The organism is Candidatus Effluviviaceae Genus I sp., from assembly GCA_016867725.1.
In the GTDB taxonomy this organism is placed as follows: domain Bacteria; phylum Joyebacterota; class Joyebacteria; order Joyebacterales; family Joyebacteraceae; genus VGIX01.
This window is the reverse complement of the sequence record VGIX01000010.1, coordinates 22,088-38,957: the sequence shown is the minus strand read 5'-3', so window position 1 is coordinate 38,957 and position 16,870 is coordinate 22,088. Positions and strand designations below refer to the sequence as shown.

The following is a 16,870-nucleotide window of genomic DNA, read 5'->3' as shown; positions in this document are numbered from 1 at the left end:
CCTGCGTGCCGCGAGCGGATGAGAAGGCGGCGACCATGGCGACGGACGCGACGGCGGGCGGCCCGGGCGTGCCGGCCGCGCTGCGGCGAGCGCTGAGAAGCGGGTGGTTCTGGCCGCTGGCCGTCTTCGTCGCCGCGTTCGCCCTGCGCCTCATCTACGTCGTGGAGGTCCGCCACACCCCGTTCTTCCACACGCTCGGTCTCGACGCCAAGTTCTACGATCAGTGGGCCAAGAACATCCTCGACGGGAAGGGGAACCCCGAGGCGTTCTTCGTGACGCCCCTGTACCCGTATCTCCTCGCGGGCGTTTACTGGCTGTTCGGGCGCGACCTCTTCCTCGTGCGCGTTGTCCAGGCGGGCCTCGGCGCGCTCTCGGCCGCGCTCACCTGCGCCATCGGTCGGACGGCGTTCAGTCGCCGCGTCGGCGTCGCGGCGGGCTTCGTGGCGGCGTGCTATGGCGCCGCGATCTTCTACGACGGCGCGATCGTCCTCGAGCCGCTGCTCGTCCTCCTGATTACGCTGTCCCTCTATCTCGTTCTCGCCGCCGAGACCCGGGAACGGCCGCGGGCGCTCCTTCTCTCCGCGGGGATCGCCCTGGGCGCCGCGTCGGTCGGGAGGGCGGCGGCCCTCGTGCTCCTTCCGGTGGTCGCCGCGTGGCTCGTTCGCGGACGGCGGGCGGGCGGGACGACGGCGATGAGGGGGCGGTCCGCGGCGGCGCTCGTGGTTCTCGGGGCCGCGCTCGTCGTCGCGCCGGTGACCGTGCGGAACTTCGTCGTCGCGCGCGACTTCGTGGGGATCACCTCCAACGGCGGGATCAACTTCTACATCGGGAACAGCGAGATCGCGAGCGGCGGCTACGTGCGGCCCGAGGGAGTGGACATCACCGCCGACCCCGCCGGGAAGGCGATCGCGGAGCGGGCCGAAGGGCGAGAGCTCAGACCGTCCGAGGTCTCCGCGTACTGGTACCGCCGCGCGGCGCGCTTCATCGCTGCGAACCCGGGGCGATGGCTCGGTCTTGTCGTCAGGAAGGCGTCGTTCGCGCTCAGCTCGTACGAGATCCCCCAACTCGAGAACTACTACTTCCAGAAGCGGTACTCGCGCCTCCTCTCGCTGCCGCTCCCAGGGTTCGCCGTGGTCGGTCCCCTCGGGCTCCTCGGGCTTGCCTTCGCGTTCAGACGGCGCCTCCCCTCGCTGCTCGCTCTCTGGGCGACGGCGTACCTGGCCTCCGTGATCGCCTTCTTCGTGGTCGCCCGCTACCGGCTTCCGGTCGTTCCCCCGCTCATCGTCTGCGCGTGCCACGCGGGCTTCGAGATCGTGGACCGGGCGCGTGCCCGCCGCTGGCGGTCGCTCATCGGGCCTGCGATCGCGGTCGCCGCGCTCGGGGTGCTCGTGAACGCCAATCTGTGGGGCGTCAACCACGGCAAGGCCTTCGCGCAGTCCCACTTCCGGATCGGGATCATCCTCGGCGACCGCGGGCTCATCGAGGAGGCCATCTCGGAGTATCGGAGGTCCATCGCGATCGACCCGGCCTATCCACAGAGCCATCTGAACCTGGGCGCGCTCTTGGCTGAGCAGGGTCGAACGGACGCCGCGTCCGCGTCCTTCCGGCGCGCGCTCGCGCTCGACCCGGGGCTCGAGGCCGCGCGGCTGAACCTGGCGATGGCGCTCGCGGCCGGCGGCGAGCTCGATGCCGCCCTGGCGGAGCTCGACACCCTGCTGGCAGCGAATCCGCGCAGCGCGGCTGGGCTCAAGCAGCGAGGCATTGTCCTGGGGCGCCTCGGCCTTCGGGAGGAAGCGATCGCCGCGCTGAGCGCTGCGTCCCGATGTGACACGGGCGGGACGGAAGCTGCGGAGATCGCGTTCCACCTGGGGCTCCTGCACGAGAGGACGGGACAGCCTGTCCCCCCCGCGGCGGAGGCGGCCATCGCGAGAGCGGACTCGTTGGGTCGCGCCGGGAGGGCCGCCGAGGCCAGGAGGGCCCTCGAACGCGCCGTGTCGCTCGCGCCTGCGTCAGGCGAGCCGCTCCGCAGACTCGCGGCGCTCCTGAGGGACATGGGGTTCGCCGACCAGGCGTTGGCCTCGATGTCGCGGGCGCTCGAGCTGGACCCGACCCTGCCCCAGGGTCACTTCGCCATGGGCGTGCTCCTGAGCGAGCTCGGCCGGCACGACGAGGCCATTCGTGAGTATGAGGCGGAGACCAGGATCTCCCCGGACTTCGCCCCGGCCCACCTCAACCTCGCGATCACCCACAGGTTCCACACGACAGACCCCAACCGCGCGACCTACCACTACCGTCGATACCTCGCCCTGGGGGGAGAGCCGATCCCGTCGATGGAGGAGTATGTCCGCGGGGTGGGTGCCGGGCTGGACTGACCCGAGAAACGCGGTTGACAGGCTCCCGCCGCCGGTGCTATACTCTTGCCCGAGTCGGGAAATAGGCGAAGGCGCCCCTGCGCACTCGTCCATCGCCGCCGTGCAAGATCACTTGGTTTTGCGGACGGTGTGGTGCGTTTTCTGGCGGTGTGGTGATCATTGGCAACGTGCTGGGAAGCTGGGATTGCGCTTGAAGTGCTGGCTCATGCTGTTCCACTAGGCCGCGTGGGCCGGTCGGTCGCGCTGACTGCTCCCGCAGAGGCGGGCCGGCGGCCGCGCATTCTGGACTGGCGATGAGCAGGATCACACGAGTGAGGGGGGACTGAAGACATGCGGAGAACAGCCTTGGCCTTGCTGGCGGTTGGCACGCTGCTGGCCCTGTGCGCGTCGGGAGCCCTCGCGGGCCCCAATATGCTCAAGGTGAGCCCTGTGCCTCTGCCGGACAGCTTCTTCCCGGCCGCCCGGGAGTTCGAGCACGAGCGGGCGGACACCATCTGGTTCTTCGTGGCCGACTTCAACAACACCACGGGCGACAACGCCTGGTGGTCGGTGGACGTCAGCGGCCAGGTTGCCGAGACGAACTACTGGCACCTGGACACGATCCGGACGAACTGGATCGTCAACAGTGTGGACGTCCTCGGCGACTGGGCGTGGTGGTGCGGCAAGTACGACGTCTGCTGGCTGCAGCCGCGCGGCTACGGCAACCTGTGGACACAGTATCTGTGGCGCGACTTCACGCCGCAGATGGTGGGCGTGAGCAACGGCGCCCTCATCCAGCTCACGTTCAACCAGCGCTACGCCCTCGAGAGGGCCTACGACTACGGCTACGTGGACGTGGGCACGATCGTGGGAGGCGTCGCGGACTGGGACACGACGGTCGCGTTCTACACGAATCCGGGCTTCGCGGGCAAGCCGGGCACGTCGCAGAACTGGGCGGCGAACGGCGAGAAGGTCATTGACCTGAGCTCGTACTACAGCCCGAACCTCGCGGTCCGGTTCAGGATGCAGTCGAGCTACCAGAACTCCTCGCAGGACCAGTACAACAACCCGCCGCAGAACTCGTATAAGGACGGCGCGTGGCAGCTGGACAACTTCAAGTTCAAGGTGAACGGCGCCACGATCTGGTCGGACAACTGCGAGAGCGGCGAGGGTACCTGGCAGCATCCGAACATCGAGGCCGAGGGCCAGACCGGCGTCGTGTTCTGGCGCGGCATCTACGGGACGGACTTCTGGACGAACAGGGACTTCACCTGCGGCGCGGGCACCGGCTGGATGTGGGCCGCGGTCGAGCCCGTCGAGTCCAGGATGGTCGACGACCAGTGGACGTATCTGGTCAGCCCGCCGATCAATACCGCGGGCGTGACCAAGATCGCGAGCCGGTGGACGATGTGGGTTGACCTGCCGTACGAGTCGGGCGACCGCTTCGACCTCAACCTGGCTGCGGACGATCAGCCCGACTGTGTCCAGAGGATGGATGCGTTCCAGGACGAGTCGCCCGGCGGATGGTACGGCGGTCCGTTCTGGGGCACCTGGAACGACAACTGGGACGCCTTCTCGGGCCACAACTACCTGGCGATCCGCTGGGAGCTCGCGAACGACAGCACCCCGACCGTGCCCCACATGGGCGGCATCTTCCTCGCCAAGCAGAAGGTCGGCGAGCCGACCGGCGCGGTCGTGACGACGTACAACCGCGACACCTGGTACAGCTTCAACGACTGGTGCAACGACCAGCTGTCGCAGGCGCTGCTCGACTCGGCGCGCATCGAGGTGAAGGACCCGGACGGCATCCTGTCCGTGCGGCTCATCGCCTCGAACAACGCCGGGCAGACGTGGCAGACGTTCAACATGAACCGCGAGACGCCCGAGGGGAACTGGTGGGGCATCAAGGCCCCCGCGTCCATCACGGTCCCTGGCGCGAACATCCGCTACTACTACTCGGCCACGGACGGCGTGGGGACGGTCTCGAAGCTGCCGTCGACCGCGCCCGACAGCTACTACACCTACAAGCTCCTGCCCAGCAGGCTGCCGGCCACGTACAACGACATCCTCCTGGTCGACAAGCACGGCCGCAGGGTGCCGGGTGAGTACCGCCGCCGCTACTACCGCACCTCCGAGTACTACTACCGCGAGGCGCTGGGGATCCTCGGGTACGAGTACGACGTGTACGACGTCGAGGTGCCGTCGGGCACGACGGTGCAGTCGAACGGTCCCGACTCGTCCATGTACAAGTACTACAACACGCAGATCTGGTGGTTCGCGGACTTCGACGCGTTCACCATCAAGCGTGTGGACCAGAAGCGGCTGATCGACTGGCTGAGCGTCGCGAGCCCGACGAAGGACAGGAACCTGCTCATCTCCGGCAACGACGTGGGCATGGAGCTCATGGCGACCGGCAAGGAGACCCTGGGCTTCTACGAGACGTGGCTTGCCAGCGACTACGTGCAGGACTTCATCGGTCCGGTGAACGTGGACAGCGTGCCCGGCCTCATTGATAAGGCGGGCGGCTGGAACTTCATGACGGTGGACCCGGTGCTGGGGACGGACGGCCAGGCGATCCTCGCCGGCGCGTGCCCGATCCTGCACTACTTCGACGTGGTTGACGCCATGCCCGGCGTGGCGGGCGCAGAGGTCGTCGCGGACTACATCAAGGCCGACTGCACGACGCGTCTGCCGTCGGGTTGCGCGTACACGCACCCGACGCTCGGGTACCAGACAGTCAACCTCGGCTTCGACATCTGCTACGTGATGGACGGCCAGGTGTGCGGCGGTTCGAACTACACCCCGGCCGGTCACTTCAAGACCGGCATCAGGGACCGCGCGAACCTGATCAAGAACATCATGCTCTACTTCCAGAAGAACCCGACGCAGAACCCGACGGGAGTGGAGGGTGGTCTGAGGAACGAGCTGTCGCAGGCGTACCCGAACCCGTTCAACCCGGTGACGAAGATCGCGTACAGCATCCGTGAGGCCGGTCCGGTGAGGATCGAGATCTACAACATCGCCGGCAGGGTCGTGCGGACGCTTCTGGACACCGAGGTGGCGGCAGGGACGCAGGACTTCGTGGTGTGGGACGGCACGGACGACGTCGGTGCGAAGTGCGCGAGCGGCGTGTACTTCTACCGCTTGAACGCGCCGGGCTACACCCAGACCGAGAAGATGGTCATGCTGAAGTAGGTTGTACCGGGACAGAGTCCCAAGGGGAGGGGGCCCTCGGAGGCCCCCTCTCTCTCTTTCAGGCCAGGAAGTAGCCGGCCTCGGTCGGCGACCGCGTGGGGGCCCGGCGGCATCCACGGAGGGGCGGAGGAGCGTGGACAGCCCCAGCGGCTGGGCTGAGTGGCACGGGCGACGAGCCAAGTGAGCACAAGTCGGGTTGTCGCCCTCGTTCCGGCCCGAATCCTGCTACGGCATACCGCTCGTGTCGGCGTGGCTGGCCCCGTGGGCTGCGGGGCCGCGCCAAGCAGCTCTTGACAAACCACGCAAGACGGTTGTATACTCTCTCTTGGTTGGGGAGCTGGGCCGTGGTGTTCCCCGGCAACACAGAGATGAGGGTGTTGGCAGCAGCGGCGATAGGTGCAACCCAGGGGAGGGGTGCCTATGTAGCACGGTAGCGCCGGCCCTCCGGATCGCGCGAGTGCGCGGGCGCGGGGTCAGGCGCGGGGCCGCGGTGAAGACCGCGGCGAAGGTGAGACCTGCAGGTGTGATCAAGGCGCAGTACCTCTCGAGGGAGGAAAGCGATGAAGAGGCTTCTGATTGGCTTGGTCGTCCTGGCACTGGCGGCCGGCGTCGCCGGCGCGAAGCGCCCGGCCGAGGATGTGCAGTACTTCGGCCGCAACGACGCGCCGCCGCCGGCGGAGTGGTCCCCGAGCCGCGATGTGATCCCCAAGACGTTCTTCTTTGATGATGTCGAGAGCGGCGTGAACGGCTGGACGCACGGCGACTGGACGGCGGTGGGTGGCGGCCCGAAGTGGCACGTCGACACCTACATGGCGTTCGCCGGCTCGAGCTGGTGGTGCGGCACGTTCGCCTACGACGCGGACGGCGGCTACGGCAACAACTGGTTCGAGTTCCTGACCGTGCCGGCGACGGCGATCCCCGGTGGGGCGTACGGCGTGTGGACGTTCTGCTACCGCTACGACACGGAGCCGGGCTACGACTACTTCAACGTGCAGGCGAAGAAGGGCGGCAGCTACGTCACGCTCGAGGCGTTCGACGGTTACGGCGCGTGGGTGGACATCGGCCTCTACGGCTACGAGATCAACAACCCGCTGGATCCGCTCGACCTGCCGTTCCAGGGGCGCTTCCTGTTCACGTCTGACGGCGCGTGGTCGGATGCCGACGGTCTGTGGCTGACGGTCGGCGGCGCGTGCGCGGTGGACAACATCAAGGTGTTCGACTTCTACGGCAGCGATGTGTACTTCTACGACGACGTCGAGAGCGGTGGTCTGTGCGTCCCCGGCCAGGCAGGCGCGGCCGGCGACTACTGGCACATCCGCTACGACCTCTGCTCGTCCTGGAGCCGTCCGCACTCCTGGCAGTGCGTGAACTCGGCGGACACGACCTTCCTGCCGCCGCTCATGCAGAACTGGCTCGACTCGCCGTGGATCGACGTCTCGTACGCCGTGGAGGCGAAGTTCTCGGCCAAGGGCCACTTCGAGATCCCCGGCTACTACGGCGACTACTGGTACGTGTGGGCGACCTTCAACGGCATCGACTACTACACCCTGTGGGCGAACTACGGCGACTTCGGCGCATGCTCCGGCTGGTCCACCAGCTACAACAACGGCAAGACGCTGCACACGCTCGCGGGCTGGCCCGCCAACCCGGAGGGCCGCCAGGTCCAGATCGAGATCGCGATGTACACGGATGCGGCCGGCACGGACATCCCGTCGGTCGGCGGCACGATCGGGATCTGCTTCGACGACCTCACGGTGAGCGGCACCTGGGAAGAGCCGCCGAACCCTGTGAGCGAGCAGAGCTGGGGCAGGATCAAGGCGCAGTACAGGTAGTGTCGAGTTCTTCTGGCACTACACCTCTCCCCATGAAGGGGCCCGCCGGAGCATCGGCGGGCCCCTTGCCTTGTGGGCGCGCGGTGCCCGCGGAGCCGTCGGGCTTGACACGCGCGGCGGGGCGGGCGCAGGCTGGGCCTGGACGGGGTCGTCGGAGGGCGGGACGCTCGGGGCCCCGGGAGGTGCGCATGCGACGGAGTGCTCTCGTGGTTGCGGCGCTGGCGCTGGCGGCGGGGGCGACATGGGCGGCGGTTCGACCCATCGAAGAGATGGAGTGGTTCGGACGCGGGGAGGAGCCGCCTCGTGCGGAGCTTTGCGCGACGGACAGCCGACCGCCGTATGTGGTGTTCTTCTTCGACGACGTTGAGAGCGGCGTGAACGGCTGGACGCACGGGGACTGGACCGCCGGTGGCAGCGGTCCACGGTTCCATCTGGACACGTACATGGCATGCGGAGGCACGGGCCTGAGCTGGTGGTGCGGCACATTCGACTACGACGCCGACGGGGGCTACGGCAACAACTGGCTCGAGTATCTGGAGCTTCCCCCCGTCATCGTGTCGTCCACGGGCGTTTCGGGCGCAGGAGGACCGCCTCGGAGCGACTGCCCGGTCTGGACGTTCTGTCTCCGCCACGACACCGAGCCGGGGTACGACTTCGTGCACATCCAGGCGGAGAGCCTGGGGGAGTGGACAACGCTCGACTCGTTCGACGGTACTGCGGCGTGGTACGACCTGGGCGACTACGGCTACCTGATCGGAGCTTACGACAACCCGTTCCGGGGGCGCTTCCTGTTCATATCGGACGGCGCGTGGTCGGACGGGGACGGGCTCTGGAACACCGTCGGCGGCGCCTGCGCGGTGGACAACATCAAGCTGTACGACCTCTACTCCGGGAGCGTGTTCTTCTACGACGACGGCGAGGGCGGCGGGCTGTGCACGCCCGGCCAACCGGAGCCCGCGGGCGACCACTGGCACATCGCGTACGATCTCTGCTCGTCCTGGAGCACGCCGCACTCGTGGCAGTGCGTGGACGAGGCCGACACGACCAGGCTTCCTCCGCTCATGCAGAACTGGCTCGACTCGCCGTGGATTGGTGTCTACTACGGGCCCTTCTCATGGGAAGGGGTCAAGTGGTCCTGCAAGGCGCACTTCGAGGTCGCAGGGTATGACGGCGACTACTGGTACGTCTGGGCGACCTTCGACGGGGTGAACTACTACACGCTGAAGGCGAACTACGGCGACTTCGGCGGCTGCTCCGGCTGGTCCGGCAGCTACAACAGCGGCGTTCGTCTTGACACGCTCCCCGGATGGCAGCCGGACGTCCAGCGCGTTCAGATCCGCCACGCCATGTTCACCGACTCCAACGGCACGCAGCCGACCATCGGAGGCTGCTGCGGGATCGTGTTCGACGACATCCTGGTCATTGGCTTCCTCCACACGCCGGTCGAGCGGAGCAGCTGGGGCAGGATCAAGGCGCAGTTCCAGTAGCGTGGAGGTCTCATGGGTGCCAAGGTCCCGTTCGCCGTGCTGCTGTTCGCGCTCGGTTGGTTCGCGCTCGTGTCCGCGCTGAGGCTCCTTGGCGGGAGCGGCCGGGGCCGCCTGGGACCCGACGCTCTCAGAGTGATCCACAGGATCGCGGGCTACGCGTTCGCGCTCTGTCTGGTCGTTCTTGTGGTCGCCGGCGCGCACCGCCTCGCCGTCGCCGGTGACCAGATCTCCGTCCGCGCCGTCTTTCACATCGTGCTTGCGCTCGGCGGCGCGGCCCTCCTCGCGGTCAAGGTCCTCATTGCCCGATCCCATCGGCAGCTCCTCAAGTACGCGCCCGCGCTCGGGCTCGTCGTCTTCGCGCTCGCGTTCGTCACCGTCGCCATCTCGGCCGGGCTCGAAGCCCTCGTGCGCCGCTGACCGGACCGCTCGGAAGCCCCACAGGATGGGCCTGCGCGGCGCTGGCGCGCGGGAAAGCCCTTGACGGTGGGCGTTCGGGGTGGTAGCGTCGCATCTCACGGAAGCAACCGGGCCCGTTCGACCCCGCCTCTCCCGATCCCATGGAGGACACATGCCGGTGAGGAATGCTGCACTGCGTCGGGCGCTCGCGCCCGCTGTGGCGGTTGTGCTCGTCGCCGTACTGGCGACCGCGGCCGGGGCGCTCTGCCCGCGGGTCAAGTTCGTGGACATGGGGTACAAGCAGTTCTCCATCGGCTGGACCATGGGCGTTGACGAGCGCGACATTCCGAACTTCGGCGGATACCGCGTGTGGGTGCGAGAGGTCTGGATGGAGCGGTGGACCCTCCACCGCTCCTACGTGTGGGGCGAGACCAACCCGGAGGCCACCGGCTACTGGAGTTTCCAGCCCTTCTACATCGACAGCGTCCGTGTGTACACGTCGGCGGAGGTCCTGAACGCGTTCCCGTACCAGTTCTCCGTGACGGCGTTCAAGAGGACCGACCCGGACACGGCGGCCGAGTATGCGTGCCGGCGGGCCAACACGACGGACATCGTCTATCCGCTCCACGGGCAGTCCGAGGACCTCGCGCGGATCAGGGTCATCCCGAACCCGTACCGGTCGAGCGCCGACTGGGAGCACGGCGGCGAGCGACGGGTCGTGTTCATCGGCCTTCCCCCAGTCGGCCCCCCCCCACAGCTCGCCAAGGCGACCATCAGGATCTACACGACGGCGGGCACGCTCGTCAGGACGCTCGTGCACGACGACCCCGACAGCGATCAGAAGTCCTGGGATCTCAAGAACTCCAGCGGCGAGGAGGTTGCCCCGGGGCTGTACATCTGGGACGTTGACGCGGGCGAGCTGGGCGACGTCGAGGGGAAGATCATCGTCATCAAGTAGCACGCCCCCTCACTCGTCGTGCACCCTGCGGCGCTCGCCGAGCAGCAGCACGTCGCGGAGCGCCTGCTCGCCGCGCGCCCGCATCCAGCGCTTCTCGAAGTCGCGGCCCTGCACGACCTGGGCGATCGCCGACAGCGCGCGCAGGTGCATGTTGCGCTGGTCGAGCGTTCCGACGAGCACGAAGGCCGCGTGGACCGGCGCGCCCGCGCCGGGGAAGGCGACGCCCGCGCGCGACCTCGCCATGAGAAGCTCGAAGGTCCCCGCGCCCGGGATGACGACGTGCGGGATCGCGAGCCCCGGGGCAAGCACGGTGCTGGTCTCCCGCTCGCGCGCGAGCAGCAGCTCGCGGAGCTCGCCAGGCTCGACGCCGACGCGAGGCCCGAGCCGCTCCGCGGCCAGCGCGAAGAAGTCCCCGTGGGACATCGCGCCTTCCATGTCCACGACGGGGCCGCGCTTCACGAGCCCGTCGAAGAGGTCCTCGCGGACCCCGTCGCGCTCGTGGATGATCTCCTTGAGCTCTTCCTCGAGCGTCCCCGTGACCAGTTCCTTCGCCGTGACCCTCTCCACGAGATGCAGGAGCGCGGACTCGCTGGCCGAGCGCGCCCTGCCGTAGAGCCAGTACACGAGGAACCCCAGCAGCGCAAGCGTCGCGACCGTCAGGAACGCCCCGCCCCCCATCTCGACGATCACGAAGAGGATCCCCACGATTCCCGCGATCTGGACCCACGGGTAGAGCGGCGCCCGGAACTTCGGCCGGTAGTTCTGCAGGCGGCTCTCTCTCAGGATGATCACCGCGAGGTTGGCGAGGACGTACGTCGACATGAACACCGCGGAGGCCGCCCCGACGAGGACCTCCAGTCTCACGAAGAGCGCGGCGAGCACGAGCGCCCCGGTCACAAGCAGGGCGACGTGCGGCGTGCGGAACCTCTGTCCGATCCGGCCGAACGGCTCCGGGATGAGTCCGTCGCGGCTCAGAGCGAGAAGGTACCGCGAGGCCGCCATGATGCCGCCGTTCGCCGTCGTGAGGAACGCCAGGATGGCCGCGACGCTGAGGGCGATCATCCCCGGCCGCCCCATGATCGCCTCGGCGCCGAGCGAGATCGGCATCGTGGAGCGGTCGAGCACGTGCGCGTCCAGCACGCCGCTCGTGACGAACACGATGAGCACGTACATGAGGCATGCGACGACCCACGAGAGGACCATCCCGAGCGGCAGCAGCCGCCCGGGCTCGCGCACCTCCTCCGAGATGCTGGCGACCTTGAGGAGCCCGCCGTACGACACGAAGACGAGGCCGGCCGTCGCGAAGACCGCGCGCGCCCCGTGCGGCGCGAACGGTTCGAAGCGTTGCACGTCCACCATCGGAAGGCCGCGCACGATGTAGAGGGCCATGAGCGCGAGCAGCGCCGCCACGAGGACCACCTGAAGGCGCGCGGCCTCCTTGACGCCGATCACGTTGAGGCCGACGAAGAACAGGCAGAACGCGACGCCCACGAGGTGCGGGTCCGCGGGCAGCACGAGCTGCGCGAACACCGTCATGCCGACGAGCGCGAACGCGACCTTGAGTGAGAGCGCGAACCAGGTGAGGATGCCCGCGACCGTCCCGGCCGCCGGCCCCATCCCGCGCGAGACGAAGAAGTAGTCGCCGCCCGCCTTGGGCATGGCCGTCGTGAGCTCGGCGACGCTCAAGAGGCCGGTGGAGGCGAAGAGACCCGCGATGAGGTACGAGAGGGCGACCGCGGGGCCGGCGCGCGCGTGGGCGAGCCCGGGCAGCACGAAGATGCCGGAGCTGATCATGGCCCCGGTCGCGATGCTGAACACGTCGGAGAGCCCGAGGCGCCTCCTGAGCTTCATCGGCAGAGCCTCCCGCACGCGGGGCAGTCGCGGTCCCTCTCCAGCGTCACGACATCGAAGCGCGGCTCGAGCGCCTCGACGATCAGCAGGCGCCCGGCGAGCGGCTCGCCGACGCCGACGATGAACTTGATGGCCTCTGCCGCCTCGAGCGCGCCCACGAGGCCCGGCGTGACGCCGGGAACGGCCGGCTCGACCGGCGGCGGCGCGGGAGGGAAGAAGCACTCGAGGCACGGCGTGGCCGGCGGGTGCAGGAGCGCCACGTGGCCGGTGAACTCCGAGACCGCCGCGTGCACCATCGGCACGCCCGAGGCGATGGAGCAGCGGTTGAGCACGAAGCGCGTCTCGAGGTTGTCGAGGCAGTCGAGGAGCAGCGTGGCGCCGCCGGTGAGGTCGCGCGCCGTCCGCTCGTTGATCTCGGCGACGACCGGCTCGACCTCGATCGAGGGGTTCATCGCGCGGAGCCGCTCCGCGGCGGCGGTCGCCTTCTCGCTGCCGACGTCCGCCGGCGTGTAGAGGAACTGCCTGTTCAGGTTGGAGGGCTCGATCCGGTCGGCGTCGCAGACCGTGAGCCGCCCGACGCCTGCCGCGGCGAGGTACACCGCCGCGGAGCACCCGAGCCCGCCGGCCCCCGCGACGAACACGCACGCGGCCGCGAGGCGCCGCTGGCCCTCCGCGCCCCAGCCGGGTACGCCGAGCTGACGCGAGTAGCGTTCCTCGATGCCGTTCCCGAGAGCTGGCATGGGCCGCCCCAGATGCGCGGTCGCCCTTCTCACCCGCCGGCGACTGGCGGTTGCAGCGTGATGGTCTCGCCGTCGGCCGGTCTGTAGTCGAGCCTGCGCACGGTGCCCTGGGAGTAGCCGAAGGCCACGAGCGCGCGGGGGATGCGCAGGGTGTCGAGGATCTCGCGGAGCGTGGGGGCGCCCTCCACCTCGACGCGGCGGGTGTACTGGTCCACGTCGGGCTGGAGCCGCTCCCGCAGTCTCCCACCGGATCGAAGATAGACGACCATCACATCGCCTTCGGCTTGAGCTTCTGTCCGCGCACCTTCGGGATGCCGCCCGGGATTGGCTTTCCGAGGAGCCCCAGCTTCTCGAGCCTGTCCGCGATGCGCGGCAGGCCGAGCGTCTCGAGCACCTCGCGCGTCGGGTTGCCCTCCGCGTCCCAGCCGCGGTTGGCGTAGTAGTCGTTCAGCATGTACTCGAAGTTCTCGGTGCCGACCTTCCTGCCCTCGGCCGGCCCGGTGGGGATCCTCTCCTCGAGCTGGCGGAGCGGCGCGACGTCGTGCTTCCGCCCGGGGCCGCCGTTCCGCTCGAGGTAGTGCGCGCGCGTGAGGTTCCAGATCCTCTCCGAGGTGAGCATGCACTCCTCGATGGTGATGTCCCACCCCGTGAGGTGCCGCACCGCGTCCACGTGCTCCTCGGGGGTCACGTCGAGCTCTCCCCAGAAGAGCCGGCAGCAGCACCAGGTGTCGAAGAGCGGCCTGATGTGCTGGAGGTAGATGACGACCGGGGCCTTGCCGACCGGCGTGTCCTGCCCGAGCTCGATGTCGGCCGTGATGGCCCAGCTCCGGTTGTGGTGCGCGCCGATGTCGGCGGTGCAGTAGGAGAGGAGCTGCGCGGAGTACCAGCGCGTGTCGTAGCCCGAGAACTCCATGCCCTTCGCCTGCTCCGCGAACTCGATCGTGCCGCGCCCGAGCTTCTGCGCGGCGGCGCGCGTCCCGTGCGAGAAGAGCTCGCCGATCCCGCGGCGCGCGGCGATCATGCCGACGAAGTGCTCGAAGTCGTCGATGTTGCCCCAGCGGAGCTCGTGGCCCTCGAGGTCGTCCTTCGTGATGATGCCGCGCTCGTAGCACTCCATCGCGAAGCCCGTCACGTTCCCGCCGCTCATCGTGTCGAGGCCGAGGTTGTCGCACAGGTAGTTGGCGTAGGCGACGTGGTGGATGTCGGTCATGCCGCAGCTTCCGCCGCAGAGCGCGATGGTCTCGTACTCGGGCCCCTCGAGGTAGGTGTCGGGCTTGCCGGGAATGCGCGCGCGCGAGTACTTCCCGCAGTTCATCCAGCAGCCGAAGCACGCCTTGTGCGTGACGAGGACCTCCTCGGCGAGCTTCTCGCCGCTGATGCCCTCCCATCCCTCGTGGTAGGTCGTCTGGAAGTTGCGGCTGGGGAAGCAGCCGTGCTCGTTGGCCCAGCTCACGAAGAGCGCCGTGCCGTACTTCTGCCACGGCTCCATGTTCGGGTGGGGCTTCGTGCGCTGGATGATGTCGTAGGTGTGCTTCGTAAGGCCCGGCAGGTCGTGCACCGCGAGCGACTTCGTCCCGCGAACCGCGATGGCCTTCAAGCGCTTCGAGCCCATGACGGCGCCCACGCCGCACCGGCCGGCCTGCCGCCCGAAGTCGTGCGTGATGCACGCGAACCCGACGCCGTTCTCGCCGGCGGGCCCGATGGTCGCGATCTGGAAGTCCTCGCCGAGGTCCTTCTTCATGCGGGCCTCGAGGTCGAGCGAGCCCATGCCCCAGTACTGCTCGGCGGGTCGGAGCTCGACCGCGTCGTCGTCGATGAAGAGGTACACGGGCTTCGGCGAGATGCGCTCGAGGACGATCATGTCGTAGCCGGCGTACTTGATCTCGGGGCCGAGGTGGCCGCCCATGTTCGAATCGGCGTGTCCGTTCGTGAGCGGCGAGACGCAACCGAAGCCGAGCTTGGAGCCGCACGGGGCGAAGGAGCCCGTGAGAACTCCCGGCGCCACGATGAAGAGGTTCTCCGGACCGAGCGGGTCGGCGTTGCGCGGGACCTCGTCGTAGATGGTCTTTGCGACGAAGCCGCGTGCGCCGAGCCACTCGCGGGCGAACGACTCCGGCGTCGGCGACCGCCTGATCTCGCCGGTCTCAAGGTTGATGCGCAGAACAGTCCCGCCGAATCCGTACATCGCGTCGCTCCGTTCCGTGCCTGAGAGGGTTCGCTCAGCGCGCCGGCCCGCGCGCGAGCATCCGCGCGCCGCTAGCGCGAGGTCGGCCGCGGCGAGTCCACCACCGTGAGCGCCCCGGTGTTGCAGACCTCGGTGCACTTGAGACACAGGTCGCACTTGACGGGCGTCGGGGCCGCCGCGTGCGTGTACATCACGCCGATCGGGCAGGTCTCGACGCAGACGCCGCAGTTCGTGCACTTCGAGGTATCAAGGACGAACGCGTCGGCGCTCCCCGTGCGCTCGATGGCGCCCTCGGGGCATGCGCGCGCGCACGCGCCGCACTGCACGCAGAGCCGCGGCGTGAACACGCCGGGCTCCGGGAACTCCGCCCCGATGCGGATGGCCGCCTTCTTCGGGTTGATCTCGCCGTAGTGCTCGATGGTGCAGATCTGCTGGCAGAGCTTGCAGCCCGTGCACCGTGACGTGTCGACCTTGATGCGCATCAACTCCTCCGCCTTCGGCACCGGAGCTCGATGGCGTCCCCGCCCTCGACGTTCTGGAGCGCCGAGCTCATCCCAAGGACGCCCGACGCGAGGATGTCCTGCACGAACGCGTTCAGCGGCACCTCGCGGCCGTCCACCGTAAGCGAGGTCATCCAGCGGTCGCCGCCCTGGGCGGCCGCCGCGGTCGCCTCGATGAGGTCGCACAGGCGACCGGTCTCGTCGGCCCGGAACGCGGGTCCGTCGAACCCGTCCGGTCGCTCGCCGACGACGCCGATGACGCCGTCGAGCGACGCGACGTCGAGCCCGCCTCCCGTCACGACGATCTTGCTTCCGGGCGACCCCTTGAACCCCTCGGCAAGCACGATCTCGCCGGGGAGGGAGTCTCGCAGGGCGACGCGCTCGAGCGACTCGCCGCCCGGCGCGCGGAACACGACCGTGGAGCCCGCCCCCGCGAGGACCGCCGCCGAGGCGCCGGCGCGACGCGCGCGCGCGGTGTCGGTGTCCTCGCCGTCGAGCGTCGGCCCGTCTTCGTGCGTGTGCTTGATGTAGCACACCCGGCGCCCGCGGCGGACCAGCTCGCGCGTGATGTCCTCGGCGAGGGAGGTCTTGCCCGTCTTCTTCGCTCCGACGATCTGGATCCAGAATCCTGCCATGTCGTCTCCGCGCGGGCACTAGTAGCGCAGCGCGACCGCCGTCGCGACGGCGGCGATCCCGGAACCGACGGCGGCTGCGCGGTAGGCGACCCAGACAGCCCTGCTCCACGTGGCGCGCGACTCCGAGAGCCGCGCGCCGAGGGCGAGGCCGGCCCACGCCGCCGGGGCGGCGAGGAGCGTGGCGACGGGCCCCTGGACGAACTGGTAGTCGAGCAGCTTGTCTGCCGCCATCCAGTAGGGATTGAGCAGAACGTACCTGGCGAAGTACCCGAACACGACGAACGACACGAAGGTGAGCGCCATCGAGAGGGCGACCGGCGCCCAGACGTCTCGCGCGGCCGACGGAGCGGTCGCGCCAGACGATGCGGCGCCGCGCGCGAGCGGGACCGCGGACCACGCGGTCCTGCCTGCGCGCCTCTCGTACAGCGTGAAGCCTGCCTCGAAGATCGCTCCCACGACGACCACCGCCGCGAGCTTGCATCCCCACACGGGGTGCTGCAGGACCTTGTACGCCGACGCCACGGCCGCGAGCGCGAGCGTGCTTCCGGGGACGCTCCACAGGGAGCGCGCGAGGACCATGAAGAGGACGCCGAACGCCGTGAGGATGGGCGCTCTCGGCACGTCGTTCACCCAGGCGAGCTCCCCGATGCCGAGCTCGACGAGGCCCCAGAGCGAGCCGAAGAGCAGCACCGAGAGGACGACGAAACGCCGCGAGTTCATGGGTATCTCCTGTGTTCCGA

Annotated in this window: 13 protein-coding genes; 6 read left to right on the top strand and 7 right to left on the bottom strand. The window is 68.9% G+C overall.

Annotation, left to right across the window (positions count from 1 at the left end; translation table 11 throughout):
• The first annotated feature begins 35 nt into the window (after window positions 1-35).
• The 6 genes from FJY74_04140 to FJY74_04115 all read left to right on the top strand — a co-directional run bounded on the left by FJY74_04140 (window position 36) and on the right by FJY74_04115 (window position 10,219).
• Window positions 36-2,372, top strand: a complete 2,337-nt coding sequence (locus FJY74_04140) for a tetratricopeptide repeat protein (protein MBM3307496.1) — start codon at window positions 36-38, stop codon at window positions 2,370-2,372.
• A gap of 351 nt (window positions 2,373-2,723) precedes the next feature.
• Window positions 2,724-5,546, top strand: a complete 2,823-nt coding sequence (locus FJY74_04135) for a T9SS type A sorting domain-containing protein (GenBank protein ID MBM3307495.1) — start codon at window positions 2,724-2,726, stop codon at window positions 5,544-5,546.
• Between the two features lie 560 nt (window positions 5,547-6,106).
• Window positions 6,107-7,378, top strand: a complete 1,272-nt coding sequence (locus tag FJY74_04130) for a hypothetical protein (protein ID MBM3307494.1) — start codon at window positions 6,107-6,109, stop codon at window positions 7,376-7,378.
• 188 nt (window positions 7,379-7,566) lie between these two features.
• On the top strand, window positions 7,567-8,865 hold the full coding sequence (locus tag FJY74_04125) for a hypothetical protein (protein ID MBM3307493.1): 1,299 nt from the start codon (window positions 7,567-7,569) through the stop codon (window positions 8,863-8,865).
• A gap of 12 nt (window positions 8,866-8,877) precedes the next feature.
• Window positions 8,878-9,282 carry a hypothetical protein gene (locus FJY74_04120; GenBank protein MBM3307492.1) on the top strand — a complete coding sequence of 135 codons (405 nt, stop codon included), beginning with the start codon at window positions 8,878-8,880 and terminating at the stop codon, window positions 9,280-9,282.
• A gap of 151 nt (window positions 9,283-9,433) precedes the next feature.
• On the top strand, window positions 9,434-10,219 hold the full coding sequence (locus FJY74_04115; protein MBM3307491.1) for a hypothetical protein: 786 nt from the start codon (window positions 9,434-9,436) through the stop codon (window positions 10,217-10,219).
• A 9-nt stretch (window positions 10,220-10,228) separates the two neighbouring features.
• On the opposite strand, the gene FJY74_04110 is transcribed toward FJY74_04115, so the two are convergent.
• The 7 genes from FJY74_04110 to FJY74_04080 all read right to left on the bottom strand — a co-directional run bounded on the left by FJY74_04110 (window position 10,229) and on the right by FJY74_04080 (window position 16,850).
• Window positions 10,229-12,070 carry an amino acid permease gene (locus FJY74_04110; protein ID MBM3307490.1) on the bottom strand — a complete coding sequence of 614 codons (1,842 nt, stop codon included), beginning with the start codon at window positions 12,068-12,070 and terminating at the stop codon, window positions 10,229-10,231.
• Window positions 12,067-12,810: a HesA/MoeB/ThiF family protein gene (locus tag FJY74_04105; protein ID MBM3307489.1), complete on the bottom strand. Its 744-nt coding sequence runs from the start codon at window positions 12,808-12,810 to the stop codon at window positions 12,067-12,069. The genes FJY74_04110 and FJY74_04105 overlap by 4 nt, the downstream gene beginning before the upstream one ends.
• A 29-nt stretch (window positions 12,811-12,839) precedes the next feature.
• Entirely contained in the window at window positions 12,840-13,079 is a 240-nt protein-coding gene (locus FJY74_04100) for a MoaD/ThiS family protein (protein ID MBM3307488.1), read from the bottom strand.
• A complete protein-coding gene (locus FJY74_04095) occupies window positions 13,079-14,995 on the bottom strand; it encodes an aldehyde ferredoxin oxidoreductase family protein (protein ID MBM3307487.1) in 1,917 nt (638 codons plus the stop codon). The genes FJY74_04100 and FJY74_04095 overlap by 1 nt, the downstream gene beginning before the upstream one ends.
• Window positions 14,996-15,066: 71 nt before the next feature.
• On the bottom strand, window positions 15,067-15,477 hold the full coding sequence (locus FJY74_04090; protein MBM3307486.1) for a 4Fe-4S dicluster domain-containing protein: 411 nt from the start codon (window positions 15,475-15,477) through the stop codon (window positions 15,067-15,069).
• Window positions 15,477-16,130 (bottom strand): molybdopterin-guanine dinucleotide biosynthesis protein B, encoded by a 654-nt coding sequence (gene mobB / locus FJY74_04085; GenBank protein MBM3307485.1) that lies wholly within the window; start codon window positions 16,128-16,130, stop codon window positions 15,477-15,479. The genes FJY74_04090 and mobB overlap by 1 nt, the downstream gene beginning before the upstream one ends.
• Before the next feature lie 18 nt (window positions 16,131-16,148).
• On the bottom strand, window positions 16,149-16,850 hold the full coding sequence (locus tag FJY74_04080) for a hypothetical protein (GenBank protein MBM3307484.1): 702 nt from the start codon (window positions 16,848-16,850) through the stop codon (window positions 16,149-16,151).
• Between the last annotated feature and the right edge of the window lie 20 nt (window positions 16,851-16,870).